The sequence below is a fragment of the Vagococcus sp. WN89Y genome (assembly GCF_052220145.1).
Classification (GTDB): Bacteria; Pseudomonadota; Gammaproteobacteria; order Enterobacterales; family Enterobacteriaceae; genus Kosakonia.
Genome location: NZ_JBQPOM010000031.1, coordinates 57,930 through 75,832 on the forward strand (window position 1 = coordinate 57,930; position 17,903 = coordinate 75,832).

Below are 17,903 nucleotides of genomic sequence, written 5' to 3' on the forward strand. Positions count from 1 at the left end.
AGCAGGCTAAACCTGATTTTCTGGCTACTGTCAGAAGTCAGGTTTTTTTGTTTCCGGGGTCGGAATGAAGATCGCCAAAATATTAAATAATAACGTCGTCATTGTTCTGGATGAATATCATCGCGAACAGGTAGTCATGGGCAGAGGACTCTCTTTTCAGAAACGCCCAGGAGATTTTCTGGACAAGCGGCGTATCGAAAAAGTTTTTTCATTGCAAAGCGATGAACTGGTGCGCAGGCTCAGCGAGCTTTTGAACCAGATCCCGCTGGAAGTCATGACCGCCTGCGATCGGATTATTAACCTGGCAAGCGGGCGTTTAGGAAAATTACAGGATAGTCTTTACATTACGCTAACCGATCACTGTTATTCAGCCATTGAACGAATGAAAAAGGGCACGGTTATCCGCAATGTTCTGTTATGGGAAATAAAGCGGCTTTATCCAAAGGAATTCCAGCTGGGCCAGGAAGCGCGTGCAATTCTTGCTAAACGTCTTGGCGTTGAATTACCCGAAGACGAGGCTGGATTTATTGCATTACATCTGGTGACGGCCCAACTTAATAGCGAAATGCCGGAGGTGATTGATATCACGAAAGTGATGCAGGAAATCCTGCATATTGTGAAGTACCAGTTGAAACAGGAATATGATGAAGAGTCGCTGAGCTATCATCGTTTCGTCACGCATTTAAAGTTTTTTTCACAGCGCTTACTCACCCGCACGGTCGTGGAAGATGACGATCCTGTGTTGCATAAAGCGGTAAAAGAGAATTACAGCCTGGCGTGGAAGTGTGCAGAAAAAATAGCCCGCCATCTGATAACGACGTATCAGCGTGAACTGACTAACGAAGAAATTATGTTTCTCGCCATTCATATTGAGCGCATCAGAAAAGACCGACGCTGAGCAAGCAGCGTAATACATTTTTCAGGATTGTTACTGCATACCGCAGGCAAAACCTGAGTTGAATACTGTGAAGTATTCGCTCAGGTTTTTTTTAACGATCGCCCGGAGCGACGAAGTAAGGAAAAAGCAATGGAATATCAAGCGTTGGCAAAAGTCATCCTTAGCCACGTTGGGGGCAAGGAAAACATCAGTAGCCTGGTACACTGCGCGACCCGGCTGCGCTTTAATTTAAAAAATATGAAAAAAGCCGACGCCGAAGGATTAAAAAAACATCCTGGCATTATTATGGCGCTGGAAAGTGGCTCGCAATTCCAGGTGGTGATTGGCAATCATGTTAACGAGGTGTGGAAAGCGGTCTGCGTCGAGGCGGGGCTGTCAGAAGATGCCCCGGCAGCAGCGGCGCAAACCAACGGCAGTTTACTGGCGCGACTGATAGACATCCTGTCGGGCATATTCACCCCTTTTATTGGTATCCTTGCCGCATCGGGCATTCTGAAAGGGTTGCTGTCGCTGGCAATGGTCTGCGGCATTTTGTCTGGCGAAAGCGGTACCGGGAAAGTACTGCAAGCGGCCAGTGATGCGATGTTCTATTTCCTGCCGCTGATTCTGGGCTTCACCGCCGGGCGAAAATTTGGTGGCAACCCGTTTATCACGATGGTCATTGGCGGGGCGCTCATGCACCCGATGATGCTGGATGCCTTTAACGCAAGCCAGCTTGCCGGTGCGCAAAGCGAAACCTTTCTCGGCATCCCAATCATCTTTATTAACTACAGCGGTTCGGTTATCCCGATTATCCTCGCATCGCTGGTAAGTTGCTGGCTCGAAAAACAGAGCAACCGTTATTTGCCCGCGTCGATTAAAAACTTTACCGCGCCGCTATTATGCCTGGTGATTACTGTTCCGCTGGCGTTTCTTATTATTGGCCCGGTTGCGACCTGGCTTAGCCAGATGTTAGCCGAAGGTTTTCAGGGCGTTTATGCCTTTGCGCCGTGGCTGGCGGGCGCGGCTGTGGGGGCCTTGTGGCAAGTTTGCGTTATCTTTGGCCTGCACTGGGGGCTGGTACCGTTAATGATCAACAATATCGCGGTATTCGGTCAGGATACGATGCTGCCGTTTCTGCTGCCAGCGGTGTTCGGGCAAGCGGGCGCGACGCTGGGTATCTTTTTACGTACCCGCGACGCGCAGCAAAAAATGCTGGCAGGCTCGGCATTTACTGCCAGCATTTTTGGTGTGACTGAACCGGCGGTGTATGGGCTGACGCTGCCGCTGCGTCGTCCGTTTGTTTTTGGCTGCATCGCGGGTGCCATCGGTGGCGCTATTATTGGCTTTAGCGGCAGCCACGCTTACTCTGCGGGTTTTGCGAATATCTTTACCTTTGCGCAGATGATCCCGCCAGGCGGCATTGACGCCACGCTCTGGGGGGGCATCACCGGTAGCCTGGTCGCACTGGTGCTCGCCTGTTTGTTGACCTGTATGGCAGGCGCGACGAAGACGGCTTCCGGCGAATCGCCAGCGCCCGTCAAGCCGAAGGATAATGAACTCTTTTCACCGATGAGCGGCACGGTGCTGGCGCTAAACCAGGTGCCGGATGCGACCTTTGCCAGCGGTCTGCTGGGGGAAGGGGTGGCGATAATTCCTGAGGATGGGCGTGTTATCGCGCCCTTTGCCGGGGTCGTGGCGTCCCTTTTTGAAACCCGACATGCTATTGGTTTACTCAGCGATACCGGCATTGAAGTGCTGATTCATGTGGGGATCGACACGGTGAAGCTGGAAGGTAAACCCTTTACCACGCATGTCAGCGTCGGTGACCGGGTTCAGCCAGGGGATTTGCTGCTGGAGTTCGATCGCAGCTCGATTCTTGCCGCCGGGTTTGACCTTGCCACGCCCATCATCATCAGCAACAGCGAAAAGTATGGCGGCATCACCATGCTTGCCTCCAGCGCCGTACATGCCGGTAAACCCCTGCTGGCGCTGGCCAGTTAGCGAAATTTGCCCGGTGGCGCGTGCGCTTCGGGCTACACAATCCGTTGATGGATGAAATCCTTAAGCCACATCACCGCCGGATCGCTGCTGTGTCGCTGATGCCACAACATGGCGACCTCAACAGGTTCGACATCCAGCGGCAGTGGGCTTGCCTGCAAACCGCGCTGCCGCTGCCACTCGTCGGCAAGCCCTGCGGGCACGGTGGCGAGAGCTGGCAGGGTTTCCAGCAAACCTGGCAGTGCGGCAAAGTGCGGAGTGGTGTAAAGAACGCGCCGCTGGTGACCCATTTTTTCCAGCAATGTATCAAAATGGCTGCGGGTGGCTTCCCGGTAGCTCACCATCAAATGCGGCTGTGCGGCGAAAGTCGCGGTGTCCAGCGGAGGCGTAAGACGCAGCTTATCCGGGTGCCAGAGCGTGATAAAATCCATACTGGTGAGCACTTCACGTTCCAGCCAGCGCGGCCCGCCCGTCGCCACACTGATAGCCAAATCCATCTCGCCGCCTTCAAGCCTTCCGGCATCGCTAAAAGGAGAGCTTGCCACAACATTCAGGCGCATGCCGGGCGCGGCATCCTGCAACGCCGGAATAAGCTTCGGCATTAACCAGATTTCTACCCAGTCAGCCATGCCAAGCGTTAGCGTTACGTTAACAGTTTGCGCATCAAAAGCCGCCTGCTGGAAGAGCGTACTTTGCAACTGCTCCAGCAACGGTAAAAGTTCGCTATGCAGCTCTTCGGCGCGGGCGGTGGGCTGCATTTTATGTCCGCTGCGGATAAACAACGGGTCGTCAAACAGTGTGCGCAGGCGCGACAGCACGCCGCTCACCGCCGGCTGGCCGAGATGCAGCTTATCAGCAGCGCCAGAAACGCTCTGTTCGCGAAACAGTACGGCAAAGGCGATCAATAAGTTCAGATCGATTTTGCGAAAATCATTCTCTTTGATAGTCATTATCGCTCCAATCAATTGGTGTGATAGTAGCGGCGGCGTGATACTGGTGCAACTGAAACTATCGGAGCAGATGATGAAATATTATCCCTTATTAATGGCGCTGATAACAGGCGGTATGACGCTCGGCGCTAACAGCACGCCACTTTCTCCTCACCAGCCGCAGGCACCGGGCTATTACCGCATGGCGCTGGGTGACTGGCAAATCACCGCCGTGTCAGACGGAACGGTAACGGTGCCGTTTGATAAATTGCTGACCGATATCACTCCGCAGGCACTGCAACAACATATGGCGCAGGCCAATTTACCGCTGCAGGCTGAAACCTCAATCAACGCCTTTGTTATCAATACCGGCCAGCAACTGATCCTCGTTGATGCGGGCGCGGGCGATCTGTTTAAGGAGGCGGGGGGGCATTTACCAGACAATTTGCGGGCTGCGGGGATTGCGCCTGAAGCGATTGATATGGTGCTGCTGACGCATATTCATGCCGATCATTCGGGCGGCGTGCAGCGCGATGGCAAGCCCGTGTTTCCCAATGCAACAGTGCGAGTGGATAAACGTGATGTGGATTTCTGGTTAGATCCCGCGCATAAGCAACAGGTCGAGGAAGGGCAGCGGCACACCTTTGCTGAGTCTGAGCGCTCCCTGCGCCCGGTGATTGATGCCGGGAAACTGAGTACGTTTCACGCTCCGGTACAAATCATTCCTGGCATTGAGGCCATTCCGGCAGCGGGGCACACGCCTGGCAGCGTAATTTATCGGGTCACGCATGGCGGCAAAACGGTCATGCTGTGGGGCGATATTATTCATGCTCACCCGGTACAGTTACCGCAGCCGAAAGTGGCTATCCATTTTGACGTCGATCGCCCGCAAGCTATCGCCACTCGTGAAAAAGTGCTGGCGCAGGTGGCACAGGAAGGAGACTGGGTGGCAGCAGCGCATATTGCGTTTCCGGGGATTGGCAAGGTTATGAAAGCTGACACAGGGTATCGCTGGGTGCCGGTCAATTACAGCGCGCAGGGCAATTAATAGCGCAGGCCGGGTGCATCCATTAGCACCCGGCTCATCCGTTAGAAAATCATTTTAAACACGCCGGTGACCACCAACAGACCAATCAAAAAGATAATCAGGATCGCCCAAAGTATAATTTTCATCATTGTCTTAGTCCCTCAAAGAATTGTTTGTTCAAGCAAAGCGTAGGCAATCTCGAAGTATTTCGCCTTGTTTCTCGACCCGATTGCTTATTTAATAACCGCAGAGCGAAGTCTGTAAAAAAGCTGCGATGATTACCGCGGGTTATCCTGGCGTTTTTTATTGCGACGCCGGAACCACCAGCGCAATGCAACCACCAGCGCCAGTGCGATAACGACCCAGATCCAGCGTTTTATATGCTGATCGAACTGATGCAGCCACGGGCCAATGACCTCGCCCCCCACGTATCCCAGCGTGGTGAAAATCAGCGCCCAGGCAAACGCGCCGAGTATATTCAGCGGCAGAAAGATTTTCGGTTTCAGGTGGCTGGCGCCAATCAGGATCGGCCCGAGGATACGAAAGCCGTACATAAAACGCGTACCGATCACGAACAGATAGGGATGGCGGCGGATCAGCGTTTGCGCCTGGTGGATTTTGTCCCGGTAACGGGCGAAGCGGCGCAGGATCTTCGCGCCATAACGGCGGCCAATAAAATAGAGCGCCTGATCGCCAATCATTCCGCCTAATGCAACGGCCAGCACCACTAGCGGAAAGCGCAGTAGCCCCTGATGTGCGGCCACGCCGCCAAGCAAAGTGATGGTCTCACCCTCAGCAATACTGCCAATCACCAGTGCCGCGTAGCCATAGTCGCTGATAAGATTATTGATATCCATGACAAATACGTCCTTCTGGTCAAACGCTTAAGCATACACCCGAAAGCGCGCCTGTGGGGGTTCGCTGCAGCGCCATTTTATGAGCTGTACAAAAAATAATCTCAATAGTGAATTATACTTATACGGTCGATGTTCGGGCAGTCAGCAAGGGGGCGTTATGAACCATGTCTGGGGACTCTTTTCTCATCCCGATCGTGAAATGCACGTTATCAGAGGCGAAAACGAGACGATTTCGCACCATTATACCCACCATGTATTGATCATGGCCGCAATCCCGGTCGTTTGCGCCTTTATTGGCACCACGCAAATTGGCTGGAATTTTGGCGAAAATAGCGTCGTGCCGCTATCAGTAGCGACTGCGTTATCACTGGCCGTGATGTTTTATGCGCTGATGCTGGCCGGGGTCGCAGTAATGGGGCGGGTTATCTGGTGGATGGCGCGTAATTACCCGCAGCGCCCGTCGCTTGGCCGCTGCATGGTGTTTGCCGGGTATGTGGCGACGCCGCTGTTTCTCAGCGGGCTGGTAGCGCTTTATCCGCTGGTGTGGCTCTGCGTGCTGGTTGGTTCCGTCGCGCTGCTCTATACCGGCTACCTGCTGTATATTGGCGTGCCTACCTTCCTCAACATTAACAAAGAGGAGGGGCTGAATTTCTCCAGTTCCACGCTGGCGATTGGTGTGCTGGTGCTGGAAGTGTTACTGGCGCTAACCGTCGTGCTTTGGGGCTACGGCTACCGGCTGTTTTGATGCCACGGCGTTGCTGGCGTAAATGCCAGCAACGCAACGTTCAGCAACGATTCTCTGCTGGCGACGACCCGGAGCGGCGGCTATCATGCAAATGCCAGCTTCATTATTTACCTGATCAATGAAAGCGGTGTACGTAACCACGTGCGTGAAAAATTTTCAGAACACTCACCATGCAGAAATTCCGTGTTTCCTTATTAAGCCTGGCTTTATTGCTGGCCGTGCCTGTGGCACCGAATGCGTTAGCGAAAACCACTGTGGCGAGCGCCGCCGCGCAACCTGAAATTGCGTCCGGCAGCGCGATGATAGTCGATCTGCAAACCAATCAGGTTATTTACTCAAGCCACCCTGACCTGGTGCGCCCGATTGCCTCTATTACTAAGCTTATGACGGCAATGGTGGTGCTTGATGCCCGCTTGCCGCTGGATGAGAAACTGGCCGTCGATATTAGCCAGACGCCGGAGATGAAAGGTATCTACTCGCGCGTGCGGCTGAACAGTGAAATAAGCCGTAAGAATATGTTACTGCTGGCGTTGATGTCGTCAGAAAACCGTGCGGCGGCGAGCCTTGCCCATCATTATCCGGGGGGATACAACGCGTTTATCCATGCGATGAATGCAAAAGCGAAAGCGTTAGGCATGAACAATACCCGCTTTGTCGAACCGACCGGGTTATCGATTCACAACGTATCCACCGCGCGGGATTTAACGAAGCTCTTAATCGCTACCAAACAGTATCCGTTGATTGGCCAGTTGAGTACCACGCGTGAAGAGATGGCGACCTTCTCCAGCCCGGCATACACCCTGCCGTTTCGCAATACCAACCATCTGGTCTATCGCGACAACTGGAATATTCAGCTGACAAAAACCGGTTTTACTAACGCAGCAGGGCACTGCCTGGTGATGCGCACGGTTATTAATAACAAACCGGTGGCGTTGGTGGTGATGGATGCGTTTGGTAAATATACCCATTTTGCCGACGCCAGCCGGTTACGGACGTGGATTGAAACCGGCAACGTGCAGCCTGTTCCGGCCTCGGCGCTGAGTTATAAGCGCCAGAAAGCAGCGCAAATGGCGCAAACGCGAGCGCAAGGGGAGCTGACCGCGCAGAACGATTAATTACTCCGGCAGCGTCCAGTCACCGTCGTTGAGTGGACGCTGCATAATGAGCGTATCCCGCCAGTCACCTTTCTTATAGCCTACGCTGCGCAGTTGCCCGACTACCTCAAAGCCATGCTTTTTATGCAGACGCAGCGAAGCGGCATTGTTATTACCGTCGCCAATCACCGCTACCATCTGCCGCCAGGGGCCTTGTTCGCAGCGGGCGATAAGCGCGCTCATCAGCAGGCTGCCAATGCCACGACCGGGCATGCTGGCATCAACGTAAATAGACTCTTCAAGCGTATAACGGTAGGCCGGGCGCGGGCGATAAAACCCGGCGTAGCAATAACCGACGATAATGCCCTGATACAGCGCAACCAGCCAGGGCAGGTCATCGTTAGCGATTTTACTCATGCGGCTGCGCATTTCATCTACGGTGGGCGGCACCTCTTCAAACGAGGCGCGGCCATTTAGCACATGCCATGCGTAGAGCGCGGCTATCGCGTGAACGTCTTGCGGGCAGGCGTCCCGCACCTCTATGGCAGGGCCGGGTAAGACATCAACAGCAGACATAACAGGCAGGCTCCTTCGGGCGTCAGGCCGGAGACATATTCTCCGGCGTTTCTATCACAATATTATGAAAGCCCTGTCGGGAATAGCCCTGAAAGCGGTCATTTTAGCGCTGGGTTTTCGCCATCAGATGTTTGCCAGAACTTTTTCTTACTGGTTTTGCCGATGCCAGGGTTCATGCTGTTGGTAGGATCGTTTTGCTGGTAAAACTGCTTTTGCGTTTCGCTGGCTTCGTACAGATGCCCGACATTATGCTCCGCCGGATACTGCGCGCCACGCTCGCGCAGCAGCGCTAACATCTGCTCTTTGAGCGCATGGGTATCGACCCCTTTTTTGACAATATAGTCCTGGTGGAAAACGTGACACATAAAGTGGCCGTAGTAGAGCTTATGCACCAGCTGGCTGTCGATTTCCGGCGGCAGGTGCTCAAACCATTCGGTGTCGTTGCGGCGCAGGGCGATATCCAGCGCCAGAATATCTTCGACCTCGTCGGCATGAACGGCCTGATAACGGATGGCAGCACCTGCGGCAGCGAAACGGTGCAAAAACGCTTTGCTGCCTTCTTCCGGCGTACAGGCAAAAAAATCCCCTTCCGCGCTGGCAAAATAGTTCTGCAACCAGCTTTGGGCTTCGGCAATGCCGTCGCCGGACATCTTCAACAGCAGATGGTGCTCGTACTTATCGCGCCACTCTTTCATGCGCGGCGGCAGGTGAGAAGGGAAAATGCCGCTGATTTTTTGCAAGGAGCGATCGATAAAGTGCGGCTTGAAAATCGCGGCTTTTTCCAGTAGCGCCTCGGTGCGGCCCTTCATGGTGAAGAACATCGGCATCTTGTCAGTGCCAAGTTTATCGATCATCAGGAAAGTGTCTTTGCCGTAGCGCTCGGCGATATCATACATATGGCGGTGCAGGTACTCACCGGCAACGGGCAGATGGGTAAAGTTGGCCAGAATATGGCGGCGAATCTCCGTCAGTACCGAGGTCTGGTTGGTACCGATATAAAAGACCTGCTGGTTCGGTTCGGCGGGGAAGGTATCAAGGCGTACGGCAAAGACCGCCAGTTTGCCCGCGCAGCCGGAAGATTCAAACAGCCTTTTGGGGTCAGCATTGTAGCGCGCCGGTGTATCGGCTGTAATATCGCGCACGCGCGTGATGTAATCCGTATCATGGCCCAGACGCCTATCGTGGCGTACGTCGGCATCCTTCACGCGCTCGTCGTCAAGTTTGCTCAGGATCTGCTCCGGTGTTTCACCCAAATCAATCCCCAGATGGTTCACCAGTTGCAGCTGCCCCTGCTCATTTATGCGCGCGAACAGCGACATTTCAGTGTAAGCCGGGCCGCGTTGCACCAGCGAACCGCCGGAGTTATTGCAAATTCCGCCGATAACCGACGCGCCGATACAGGAGGAACCAATCACCGAGTGCGGCTCGCGACCCAGCGGTTTGAGCGCCTTTTCCAGCGAGTAGAGCGTGGCGCCGGGCCACGCCAGAACCTGCTCGCCGTTATCCAGCAGTTGCAGTTTGTCCAGCCGCAGAGTGCTTATCATCACGATATCGCGATCGTAGTCGTTGCCATCCGGTGTGGAACCGCCCGTCAGGCCGGTATTCGCCGCCTGCATCAGAATGATTTTATCCGCACTCACACACGCCTGAAGTACGCGCCACAACTCCAGTAGCGAGCCTGGAAAAACCACCGCCAGCGCGTCGCCCTGACCGGTACGAAAACCGTGGCGGTAGCGGGCAGTTTTTGCAGGATCGGTAAGTACATGGGAGGCCCCAACCAGCCGTTTCAGCTCGTTTAGCAGGGCGCTGTTATCGTGTGACGAAGAAAAGGACATGATCACTCCTTGTGGCTGCTTTCTTGATAGGCAAAATCATAGTAGACCTTTAAAGCCGGACGGGAGAAGTAAATTAGTATTAAAATCAGTATCCAGCTTCGCAAGTCGTGCCAGGATTATGGCACACTGCGTTTTTTGCGCGGCCAGGCGGCTGCTTTAGTTGAAAATACAAGAGAGTAAAACGACATGAAATGGCTATGTACTATCGGTGTCGCTGTGAGCCTTGCGCTGCAACCTGCGCTGGCGGAAGAGTTGCCTGGCAAACATCCGCTGACGCCTCAGGCCAGGGATGCGTTTGTCACTGAGCTGCTTAAAAAAATGACGGTCGATGAAAAAATCGGCCAGCTGCGTTTGATAAGCGTTGGCCCGGATAATCCGAAAGAAGCCATTCGCGAAATGATTAAAGAAAGCCAGGTCGGCGCGATTTTCAATACGGTTACCCGGCAGGATATCCGCACGATGCAGGATCAAGCCATGCAGCTAAGCCGCCTGAAAATCCCGCTTTTCTTTGCTTACGATGTGGTGCACGGGCAGCGCACCGTTTTCCCGATTAGCCTTGGCCTTGCCTCCAGTTTTAACCTTGAGGCGGTAAAAACCGTTGGGCGTGTTTCGGCTTATGAAGCGGCGGATGATGGTCTGAATATGACCTGGGCGCCGATGGTCGATGTCTCGCGCGACCCGCGCTGGGGCCGTGGCTCTGAAGGGTTTGGTGAAGACACGTTCCTGACCGCCGAGATGGGCAGAACCATGGTCGAGGCGATGCAGGGCAAAAGCCCGGCGGATCGCTACTCGGTGATGACCAGCGTCAAACACTTTGCGGCCTATGGCGCGGTGGAAGGCGGCAAAGAGTACAACACGGTAGACATGAGCCCACAGCGGTTGTTCAACGATTACCTGCCGCCGTACAAAGCCGCGCTGGATGCGGGTAGCGGCGGGGTGATGGTGGCGCTCAATTCGCTCAACGGCACACCTGCCTCGTCGGACGCGTGGCTACTCAAAGACCTGTTGCGCGATGAATGGGGCTTTAAAGGCATCACTATCTCCGATCATGGCGCGATAAAGGAACTCATCAAGCACGGTACCGCGTCTGATCCGGAAGATGCGGTGCGCGTGGCGCTGAAGTCCGGCATCAACATGAGTATGAGTGATGAGTACTACAGCAAATATCTGCCAGGCCTGGTGAAATCCGGCAAGGTGACGATGGCAGAGCTGGATGATGCCGCGCGCCATGTGCTGAATGTGAAATACGATATGGGCCTGTTTAACGATCCCTACAGCCACCTTGGCGCGAAAGAGAGCGACCCGCAGGATACCAATGCCGAGAGCCGCCTGCATCGCAAAGAGGCGCGGGAAGTGGCCCGTGAAAGCCTGGTGCTGCTGAAAAACCGTCTTGAAACGCTGCCGCTGAAAAAATCCGGCACCATCGCGGTGGTCGGTCCGCTTGCCGACAGCAAGCGTGATTCGATGGGGAGCTGGTCTGCCGCTGGTGTAACCGATCAATCGGTGACCGTGCTGACGGGCATTCGTAATGCGCTGGCGGGCAAAGGCGAAGTGGTCTATGCCAAAGGCGCAAACGTGACGGATGATAAAGATATCGTCAACTTCCTTAATCTCTACGAATCGGCGGTGGTCGTCGACCCGCGCTCCCCGCAGGAGATGATTGATGAAGCAGTGGCAGCGGCGAAGAAATCCGACGTTGTTGTGGCGGTAGTCGGTGAAGCGCAGGGGATGGCGCACGAAGCTTCAAGCCGTACCGATCTTACCATTCCGCAGAGCCAGCGCGACCTGATTGCGGCGCTGAAAACCACCGGAAAACCGCTGGTGCTGGTGCTGATGAATGGCCGCCCGCTGGCGCTGGTGAAAGAAGATCAGCAGGCGGATGCGATTCTGGAAACCTGGTTTGCCGGAACCGAAGGGGGGAACGCGATCGCCGATGTGCTGTTTGGCGATTATAACCCTTCCGGTAAGCTGCCGATGTCCTTCCCGCGCTCTGTCGGGCAAATTCCGGTCTATTACAGCCACCTGAATACGGGGCGTCCTTATAATGCTGACAACCCGAACAAATACACCTCACGCTACTTCGATGAAGCCAACGGCCCGCTCTATCCCTTTGGTTATGGCCTGAGCTACACCACCTTTAAGGTGTCGGATGTGAAGATGTCGGCACCAACCCTGCAGCGTGATGGCACCCTGACCGCCAGCGTGGAGGTGACGAATACCGGAAAACGTGAAGGCGCGACGGTGATTCAGATGTATGTGCAGGACGTGACGGCATCGATGAGCCGCCCGGTGAAACAGCTGCGCGGCTTTAATAAAGTCACGCTCAAACCTGGCGAGACGAAAACAGTCAGCTTCCCGATTGATATTAACGCGCTGAAATTCTGGAACCAGCGCATGAAATATGATGCGGAACCTGGCAAGTTCAACGTCTTTATCGGTGTCGATTCCGCGCGTGTTAACAAGGCGGAGTTCGAACTGCTCTAAGCTAATGGCGTGGGGGGGGGGGGGGGGGGGGGGGGGGGGGGGGGNTCGTTATAGCTGCCCGCAGGCGGCATGGCGGTACCGGCAGGGATCACGCCGTAAACGGGTGTGGTTTCTGCGCTGCCCGTCCCGGTTCCGGTTGCTACCGGGTTCGCCGCATCATTGATACCAATACTCAAGCTGCGAGCTGCATCACGGTACAGGTTATAGGGCAGCACGCCGGTTGCCGTATTCGACATTTGCCGTTGTGTACCGGTCACATTCTGGCCGCCATCCGCCGTCAGCGTCCAGGTTGTTCCTGTTGAACAAAGTGTGGATACCGCACCGTTCGCCACGGTTCCTGCCGTGGTGTCCGCCGTGACGTCCGCCGTCAGATTGGTAATCGTGCCAAAATCAAGCAGGGCAGGGCCAATGGCCCCTGCGGAGGAGGTATTCACCGAACAGGTTGCCTGCACGGTCGCCTGAACCTGAAGCGTTCCGGTTGCTGTCGCTGCCTCTGCGATCAGCGGAACCGCCATAAGAGAGCAGAATATCAATGCATTTTTCATTTCGCTTACCTCGGGTTATCGGGTGTTACAACCTGCCAGCGATAGCTTTGCCATTTACCCTGGCTTCTATTTGATAACGGTGGCCGCTCAGTGGCGTAAATTGCCGCTGATCGATTTCATAGTCCCGGTAACTCAGACCAAGAATGTAGCCATTCACTGAGTTCACCTTCAGCGCGGTCTTTTTCCCGGTGTTTTGGTCAATCAAATAGACCTCCGTCAGCAGGGCGTGACGCACGCCGTCGTTGCGCGCCGAAATATACCAACCCTGATTGTCACGCTTCATCGCCCAGGAGAGGCTGGCAATAGCCCGTGCCGGGGTAATAAACAAAGGGTGCGACGTTCGCAGGCTGATTTTTACCCCTTCACCGGTCGTTCTGGTATCAACAGGTTGTGGGATCTCATCAATGATGATGCGGTAGGTCTTTTCTGTGGCCGGAAGACTGGCTGATTTCCTGAAAATCCTGACGTTATAAGAGCGCTGCGCGTCGAGCCTGATAAACGGTGGGCTGATGACAATATCCTCCGTCTCACTGAAGCGATCGTTGCCGTTTTCTTGTTGCCACTGAAATACCCGCAGCTGGATTTGCGTGGCTTCAGGCGCATCATTTTTTATGGTCATGGAGATGGCTTTCTGGCTTTCGTCCATTTGCAATGAAACAGGGGAGATGGTCAGCGCGCCCGCGTGGCTCTGCTCCGCCAGGATAAATGGCAGAAAGCCGAAGAGCATGCAGAACCTTATCAACACCGCGCGCATTCTTTTTCTCCTGTCATAAAGGTTAATAATTAACCGTTAGCGTAACGTTGTCGCTGTAATTCCCGACGGACGGGATCGGCGTGTCGGAGGTGATGACCCCGTACATGGGCGTCATTTGCACTGCGCTGGTGCCGGTGCCTGACGCCACGGGATTCGCCGGATCGTCGATGCCAATAGGGAAAGCATGACCGCCGTCGCGGTACAAACTGTAGGGCAGCGTCATGACGCCATCGCTCATCTGTCTTTGCGTGCCGCTAAGGTGATCGCCGCCGCTGGCCGTCAGTGTCCAGGGGATGCCTGTCGAGCAAATCACAGAAGCCGCGCCGGAGCCTGCAGCCGCTGCGGTGGTGTCCGCGCGGGTTGTTCGCCCCGCAATAACCACGCCAAAATTGAGGATAGCCGGGGCGGGGGCATCACGAAATGTCCCCGTGTTGACCACGCAGGTGGCGACCAGCGTTGCCTGCACAAGCATGGTGCTTGTGGCGGTATCTGCCATCGCCGGAGCGGAAAAACAGACGCCTATCGCCAGCGTGGTAAAAAGGTTAGGTTTCATGTTTCGCTCCTCGCTGCCTAATACGAAATGGTCACGATAACTCTGTCCTGGTACGTTCCCGGTAAGTCGGGCATTAGCGTACCGGCGGCAATTTTGCCGTAGACGGTATTAAAGCTTTGGCTGGCCGAACCGGTACCGCTTATGCCATTGACGCTATCCCAGATGGTTGTCGCGCCTGCGGTGGTATAAAGCTGATAGGGAAGCCGCGTGGTGCCGTCGCTGGCGACCATATTCCGGTTGCCGCTCCCGGGTGCGTCACGGTGCAGGCCGTCATCCAGGTACAGGGTATAAGGGGTACTGAGGCTACAGGTAAAATAGACATTCCCTTGCGCTGTCACATCGGCGCTCAGGGGCCTGCTGACGGAAATATTGCCGAAGTTAATGTTATTAACGGCATCAATAGAACAGAGTTTGGGGACGATAATGGTAAAGGTATACGTTGTCACGCCCCAGTCCCAGCCATCACCATTAGGCCCCGCCTGGCCTGCACGGGTACAGTTACTGCCGGGGCCTTCACCTTGCATATCAAGCCCATAACGTACGGTTACGGTATAAGTGCCTGGCGGCACCACGCGCGCTGCGCCAGCAGGAATAGTGATGGCAAGCGAGCTGTGTAACGGGCCGTTCGTTGTGCCGGATGTTCCCACCTGAGACGTCCCGTTGATGCCATACCATAACCCCGCCCCGGCGGCGACTGAGGCGGGGGCGGGGTTAGGCGATGTCGCCCCGGTGCCTGCGGTGCCATAGAGTGAATAACTCAACGTATAACTGGTTCCGTTCCAGGAGATGGCTGAAGAGCTTCCGGTGTAAGAATCCATATTTAAACAGACCGACTGGCTGTAATTTGGCAGGAAAATATTGCCGGAATTACAGCTCCAGCTGTCATTAATGGTAATGGTTTGCGCCTGGCCGACGGTCGCTGCGGTGTAGGTGAAGGTGGTGGTATTCACGCTACTGGTACAATTCGCATGAGCTTGCGGCAGGAACCAGGCCAGGCACAGGAGAGCCGGTAGCAGCAGGCGGCGGAGCACATGTATCATTGGCATATAATTTCTCCGGGACTGGTGCGTGCAGCGCCTTTTTGCCAACGGAATTGTGCACGGCAGCTGCCTTTGTCGAGCAGATCCACGCTAAGCTGGTTCGCCCCCTCTTTGACGCCGCGCAAATAAACAAGGCCGTCGTAGCCCACCACACTGCTTTCTTGCCCGTTGAGCGTTACCGCATAACCTGGCGAAATAACCTGATGGCGCGCGCCATAAAAAAGTTTTGCTCTTGCGCTGTTAATATTTTCGGTGCGGAAATCCACCACGCTACCGCGTCGCCAGCCCGCCGTCGTGACTTGTTCGGTGCTTGACGGTTCCCAGCCTTCCTGCATATCTGTGGTATCAATAAAAATAGCGTTGTCGACCCACGGCAGAATGTTCGGTACCAGGAAATTCCCCCCGGCATCGCTTTTGCCAAGCTCTACGCCACCTTTTAAAATCGTGCTGTTTGGCCCGGCATTTTTGACCACCACGAATGCATCACCAATTTCATTGGCAGCAAACAGATGCCCGTCGGCGGCGACTAACGAGCCGGTGGCGGTGAAAGTCGACTGGCGCTGACTGCCATATTGCGCCAGTTGTGCATTAAGCCATGCCGCCCGCGCGCGGTAATCGCCGCGTACGCTGATAAGACCTGGCCCTTTATCATAATGGGTTGCATTGACTCCCCAGCCAAAGGTATTAAGTTGCTGGCTACTGGTACTGCTGAATTCCTGACTATAGCCGGTTCTGTCATTATTTTTTACCAGGCTGGTGGTGGAATTGAATTTATCAAGAAAATAAATACGCAAGCCTACCCATAAACTCCAGGCATTATTATCGTTGAGATCTTTATAAAAATTGGTGTACAGCGTGGTGTTATTAGTAATATTCGCATTGGCATTTAATGACAGCGTACGCCAGGTATTATCCGGCCACGCGATTTCATTATACCAGGCGCTCAATGAAAGACGCGGGATGGGCGCCCAGGAGACACCGTATCTGTCTATTCTGTCCGCTATCGCGCTGTAATTAATATAACTATCAGACCCGGATTGTTCGCGGCGTGAGCGGGTATATTTTTGTAAGGCCAGACGATTTGCCACGCGAGCTGCATCATAATATTCGCCATAAGCCCGTTGCGTGCTGGCATTAAATGTAATCTGTTTTGATAAACGTCCTTCAATACCTGCCAGTAGCAAATTACCGGAGGCAGCTTTATATTCACTGTGGGCCGCATCAAGGTTTACCGCTGACATACCAGAAACGGTTTTTGCAATACCCGCGCCAATATTAACCAGCCCATCTGCAGCATATTCTGTATGCCCGGTAAGGGTGGTAGTCGGAAGCCATCCATAGCGTAATGATCCCATCGCAAAGAGATGTTCATCATAATTGCTGGAGTCCGTACCGTAGCCGAAACGGGGAAAGCCAATATCCAGGGAATACTCTTTAATTCCAGGGCGTAAAACCTTCGGCGTATAATACCAGGACTCGGTTGTGGTAATTTGCCGACCGCTGGCGTCACGGGTGATAAGCGTAACATCATTACCTGCAACCGAAGGCAGCATTCTGATATCAAACGGTCCGGAGGGTATTTCGCCGCTATAAATACGTTGCTGATTAATATAGAGGTCCAGCGAAGAGGGGAGCGCCGCCGAGCCGGAGTAAGAGGGCAGCGCGGTGGTAATAATATCCGAGCGCTGTTCGTAAGCGCTGGCGACCTGAAAGCCGGCCATGCGCACACTGCTTCCCCACTCCACGGTATTACTGGCAAAATCGCCCACCAGCCACGAGCGGATATTGCGCGCATCCACATACTGCCAGTAGGAATCGAGGCGAACAAAATCATCATCAATAAACCGGTTATTACCGTTATTGTACAAGCCGGAGCTGACAAAATTGCCATAGTCACTGCTGTAAATGCCTTCCATATTTGCCGAAAAAAAACTGCCCCAGCTGCTGTTCTGGTTATAGAGCCGGTAATTCACGATCCCGGCGTTTATCCCACCGGCATCCATATTCTGTTTTTTATTGAAACGGTCCTGACCCATTTCCAGCTGGAAAGGCAGGAGCTGCGATGGGGGTATATTGATATCAATACTTTGGCTATCAACATGATATTCATAGCGTAAAGAGGGGACACTATGGAGATTAACAAATTCATTATCGGCAATCGTCGGATCGATTTTAATACGTAAGCGACGCAGCTCTTTTCCCCAGGCCAAAAGGTTACCTTGTGGGTCTTGCTGGAAATGCCCAAAATCATCTGACTTTGCATTATTAACCCGCACGTCAAGGATAAGCGGGGTTAACTCGTTGATTTTCATTGCCGATCTCGTTGGAATAATAACAGGTAACGTTCTTCCTGGTGATAATTGAGGCGCTGCCGGGGGGAGCCTTACTTGCGTTATTTCTGCTTCGCGATCCGGGACAGAAAGTGGCGCAAGCGGTGTTCTCTCTGCAGACGTCTGAAGAGAAACGAGAACGTAAGATAATATTATGGTCGAAATGTTTCTTTTGTCCCATTTTATCATTTAGTTACACGATTAATTGATATGAATAAATAAATTCCTCTTTTTTCCTTATTTATAAAAGAATTCA

The 17,903-nt window shown here is 54.0% G+C and carries 16 protein-coding genes; 6 read left to right on the forward strand and 10 right to left on the reverse strand.

From position 1 onward, the window contains the following. Positions 1-64 precede the first annotated feature (64 nt). Complete coding sequence (gene licT, locus ACTU3N_RS13130; RefSeq protein WP_443086580.1) at positions 65-898, forward strand: BglG family transcription antiterminator LicT; 834 nt, start codon at positions 65-67, stop codon at positions 896-898. Positions 899-1,027: 129 nt separating this feature from the next. Beyond that, complete coding sequence (gene bglF, locus ACTU3N_RS13135; protein ID WP_443086581.1) at positions 1,028-2,881, forward strand: PTS beta-glucoside transporter subunit IIABC; 1,854 nt, start codon at positions 1,028-1,030, stop codon at positions 2,879-2,881. 32 nt (positions 2,882-2,913) lie between these two features. On the opposite strand, the gene ACTU3N_RS13140 is transcribed toward bglF, so the two are convergent. Continuing rightward, on the reverse strand, positions 2,914-3,828 hold the full coding sequence (locus tag ACTU3N_RS13140) for a LysR family transcriptional regulator (protein ID WP_443086582.1): 915 nt from the start codon (positions 3,826-3,828) through the stop codon (positions 2,914-2,916). Positions 3,829-3,874: 46 nt separating this feature from the next. On the opposite strand from ACTU3N_RS13140, the gene ACTU3N_RS13145 reads away from it, so the two are divergent. Further along, positions 3,875-4,855 (forward strand): MBL fold metallo-hydrolase, encoded by a 981-nt coding sequence (locus ACTU3N_RS13145; RefSeq protein ID WP_443086583.1) that lies wholly within the window; start codon positions 3,875-3,877, stop codon positions 4,853-4,855. Between the two features lie 41 nt (positions 4,856-4,896). On the opposite strand, the gene yohP is transcribed toward ACTU3N_RS13145, so the two are convergent. Next, positions 4,897-4,983 (reverse strand): small membrane protein YohP, encoded by an 87-nt coding sequence (yohP, locus tag ACTU3N_RS13150; RefSeq protein WP_443086682.1) that lies wholly within the window; start codon positions 4,981-4,983, stop codon positions 4,897-4,899. A 129-nt stretch (positions 4,984-5,112) separates the two neighbouring features. Then, positions 5,113-5,691: a DedA family protein gene (locus tag ACTU3N_RS13155; RefSeq protein ID WP_443086584.1), complete on the reverse strand. Its 579-nt coding sequence runs from the start codon at positions 5,689-5,691 to the stop codon at positions 5,113-5,115. Positions 5,692-5,848: 157 nt separating this feature from the next. On the opposite strand from ACTU3N_RS13155, the gene ACTU3N_RS13160 reads away from it, so the two are divergent. Both ACTU3N_RS13160 and pbpG read left to right on the forward strand, forming a co-directional pair. Next, positions 5,849-6,436, forward strand: coding sequence for a Yip1 family protein (locus tag ACTU3N_RS13160; protein ID WP_443086585.1), 588 nt, complete (start codon positions 5,849-5,851; stop codon positions 6,434-6,436). A gap of 170 nt (positions 6,437-6,606) precedes the next feature. Then, the gene (pbpG, locus tag ACTU3N_RS13165) at positions 6,607-7,551 is read left to right on the forward strand and encodes a D-alanyl-D-alanine endopeptidase (RefSeq protein ID WP_443086586.1); all 945 of its coding nucleotides are present in this window, start codon (positions 6,607-6,609) and stop codon (positions 7,549-7,551) included. Here pbpG and ACTU3N_RS13170 read toward each other — a convergent pair whose 3' ends face one another. Together ACTU3N_RS13170 and dld are read right to left on the reverse strand one after the other, a co-directional pair. Further along, entirely contained in the window at positions 7,552-8,106 is a 555-nt protein-coding gene (locus tag ACTU3N_RS13170) for a GNAT family N-acetyltransferase (protein ID WP_443086587.1), read from the reverse strand. Between the two features lie 98 nt (positions 8,107-8,204). Next, positions 8,205-9,941 (reverse strand): D-lactate dehydrogenase, encoded by a 1,737-nt coding sequence (gene dld, locus ACTU3N_RS13175; RefSeq protein ID WP_443086588.1) that lies wholly within the window; start codon positions 9,939-9,941, stop codon positions 8,205-8,207. A gap of 186 nt (positions 9,942-10,127) precedes the next feature. Here dld and bglX point away from each other — a divergent pair, with 186 nt between their 5' ends. Next, a complete protein-coding gene (bglX, locus tag ACTU3N_RS13180; RefSeq protein WP_443086589.1) occupies positions 10,128-12,425 on the forward strand; it encodes a beta-glucosidase BglX in 2,298 nt (765 codons plus the stop codon). Here the strand turns inward: bglX and ACTU3N_RS13185 are convergent. The 5 genes from ACTU3N_RS13185 to ACTU3N_RS13205 are packed head-to-tail and all read right to left on the reverse strand — an operon-like array spanning position 12,422 to position 17,629. After that, the gene (locus ACTU3N_RS13185; protein ID WP_443086590.1) at positions 12,422-12,970 is read right to left on the reverse strand and encodes a Csu type fimbrial protein; all 549 of its coding nucleotides are present in this window, start codon (positions 12,968-12,970) and stop codon (positions 12,422-12,424) included. The genes bglX and ACTU3N_RS13185 overlap by 4 nt on opposite strands. Positions 12,971-12,995: 25 nt before the next feature. After that, positions 12,996-13,724, reverse strand: a complete 729-nt coding sequence (locus ACTU3N_RS13190) for a fimbrial biogenesis chaperone (RefSeq protein WP_443086591.1) — start codon at positions 13,722-13,724, stop codon at positions 12,996-12,998. A gap of 22 nt (positions 13,725-13,746) precedes the next feature. Next, positions 13,747-14,277: a Csu type fimbrial protein gene (locus tag ACTU3N_RS13195; RefSeq protein ID WP_443086592.1), complete on the reverse strand. Its 531-nt coding sequence runs from the start codon at positions 14,275-14,277 to the stop codon at positions 13,747-13,749. Positions 14,278-14,294: 17 nt separating this feature from the next. Further along, positions 14,295-15,323: a Csu type fimbrial protein gene (locus ACTU3N_RS13200; protein WP_443086593.1), complete on the reverse strand. Its 1,029-nt coding sequence runs from the start codon at positions 15,321-15,323 to the stop codon at positions 14,295-14,297. Then, positions 15,314-17,629, reverse strand: coding sequence for a fimbria/pilus outer membrane usher protein (locus tag ACTU3N_RS13205; RefSeq protein WP_443086594.1), 2,316 nt, complete (start codon positions 17,627-17,629; stop codon positions 15,314-15,316). The genes ACTU3N_RS13200 and ACTU3N_RS13205 overlap by 10 nt, the downstream gene beginning before the upstream one ends. Between the last annotated feature and the right edge of the window lie 274 nt (positions 17,630-17,903).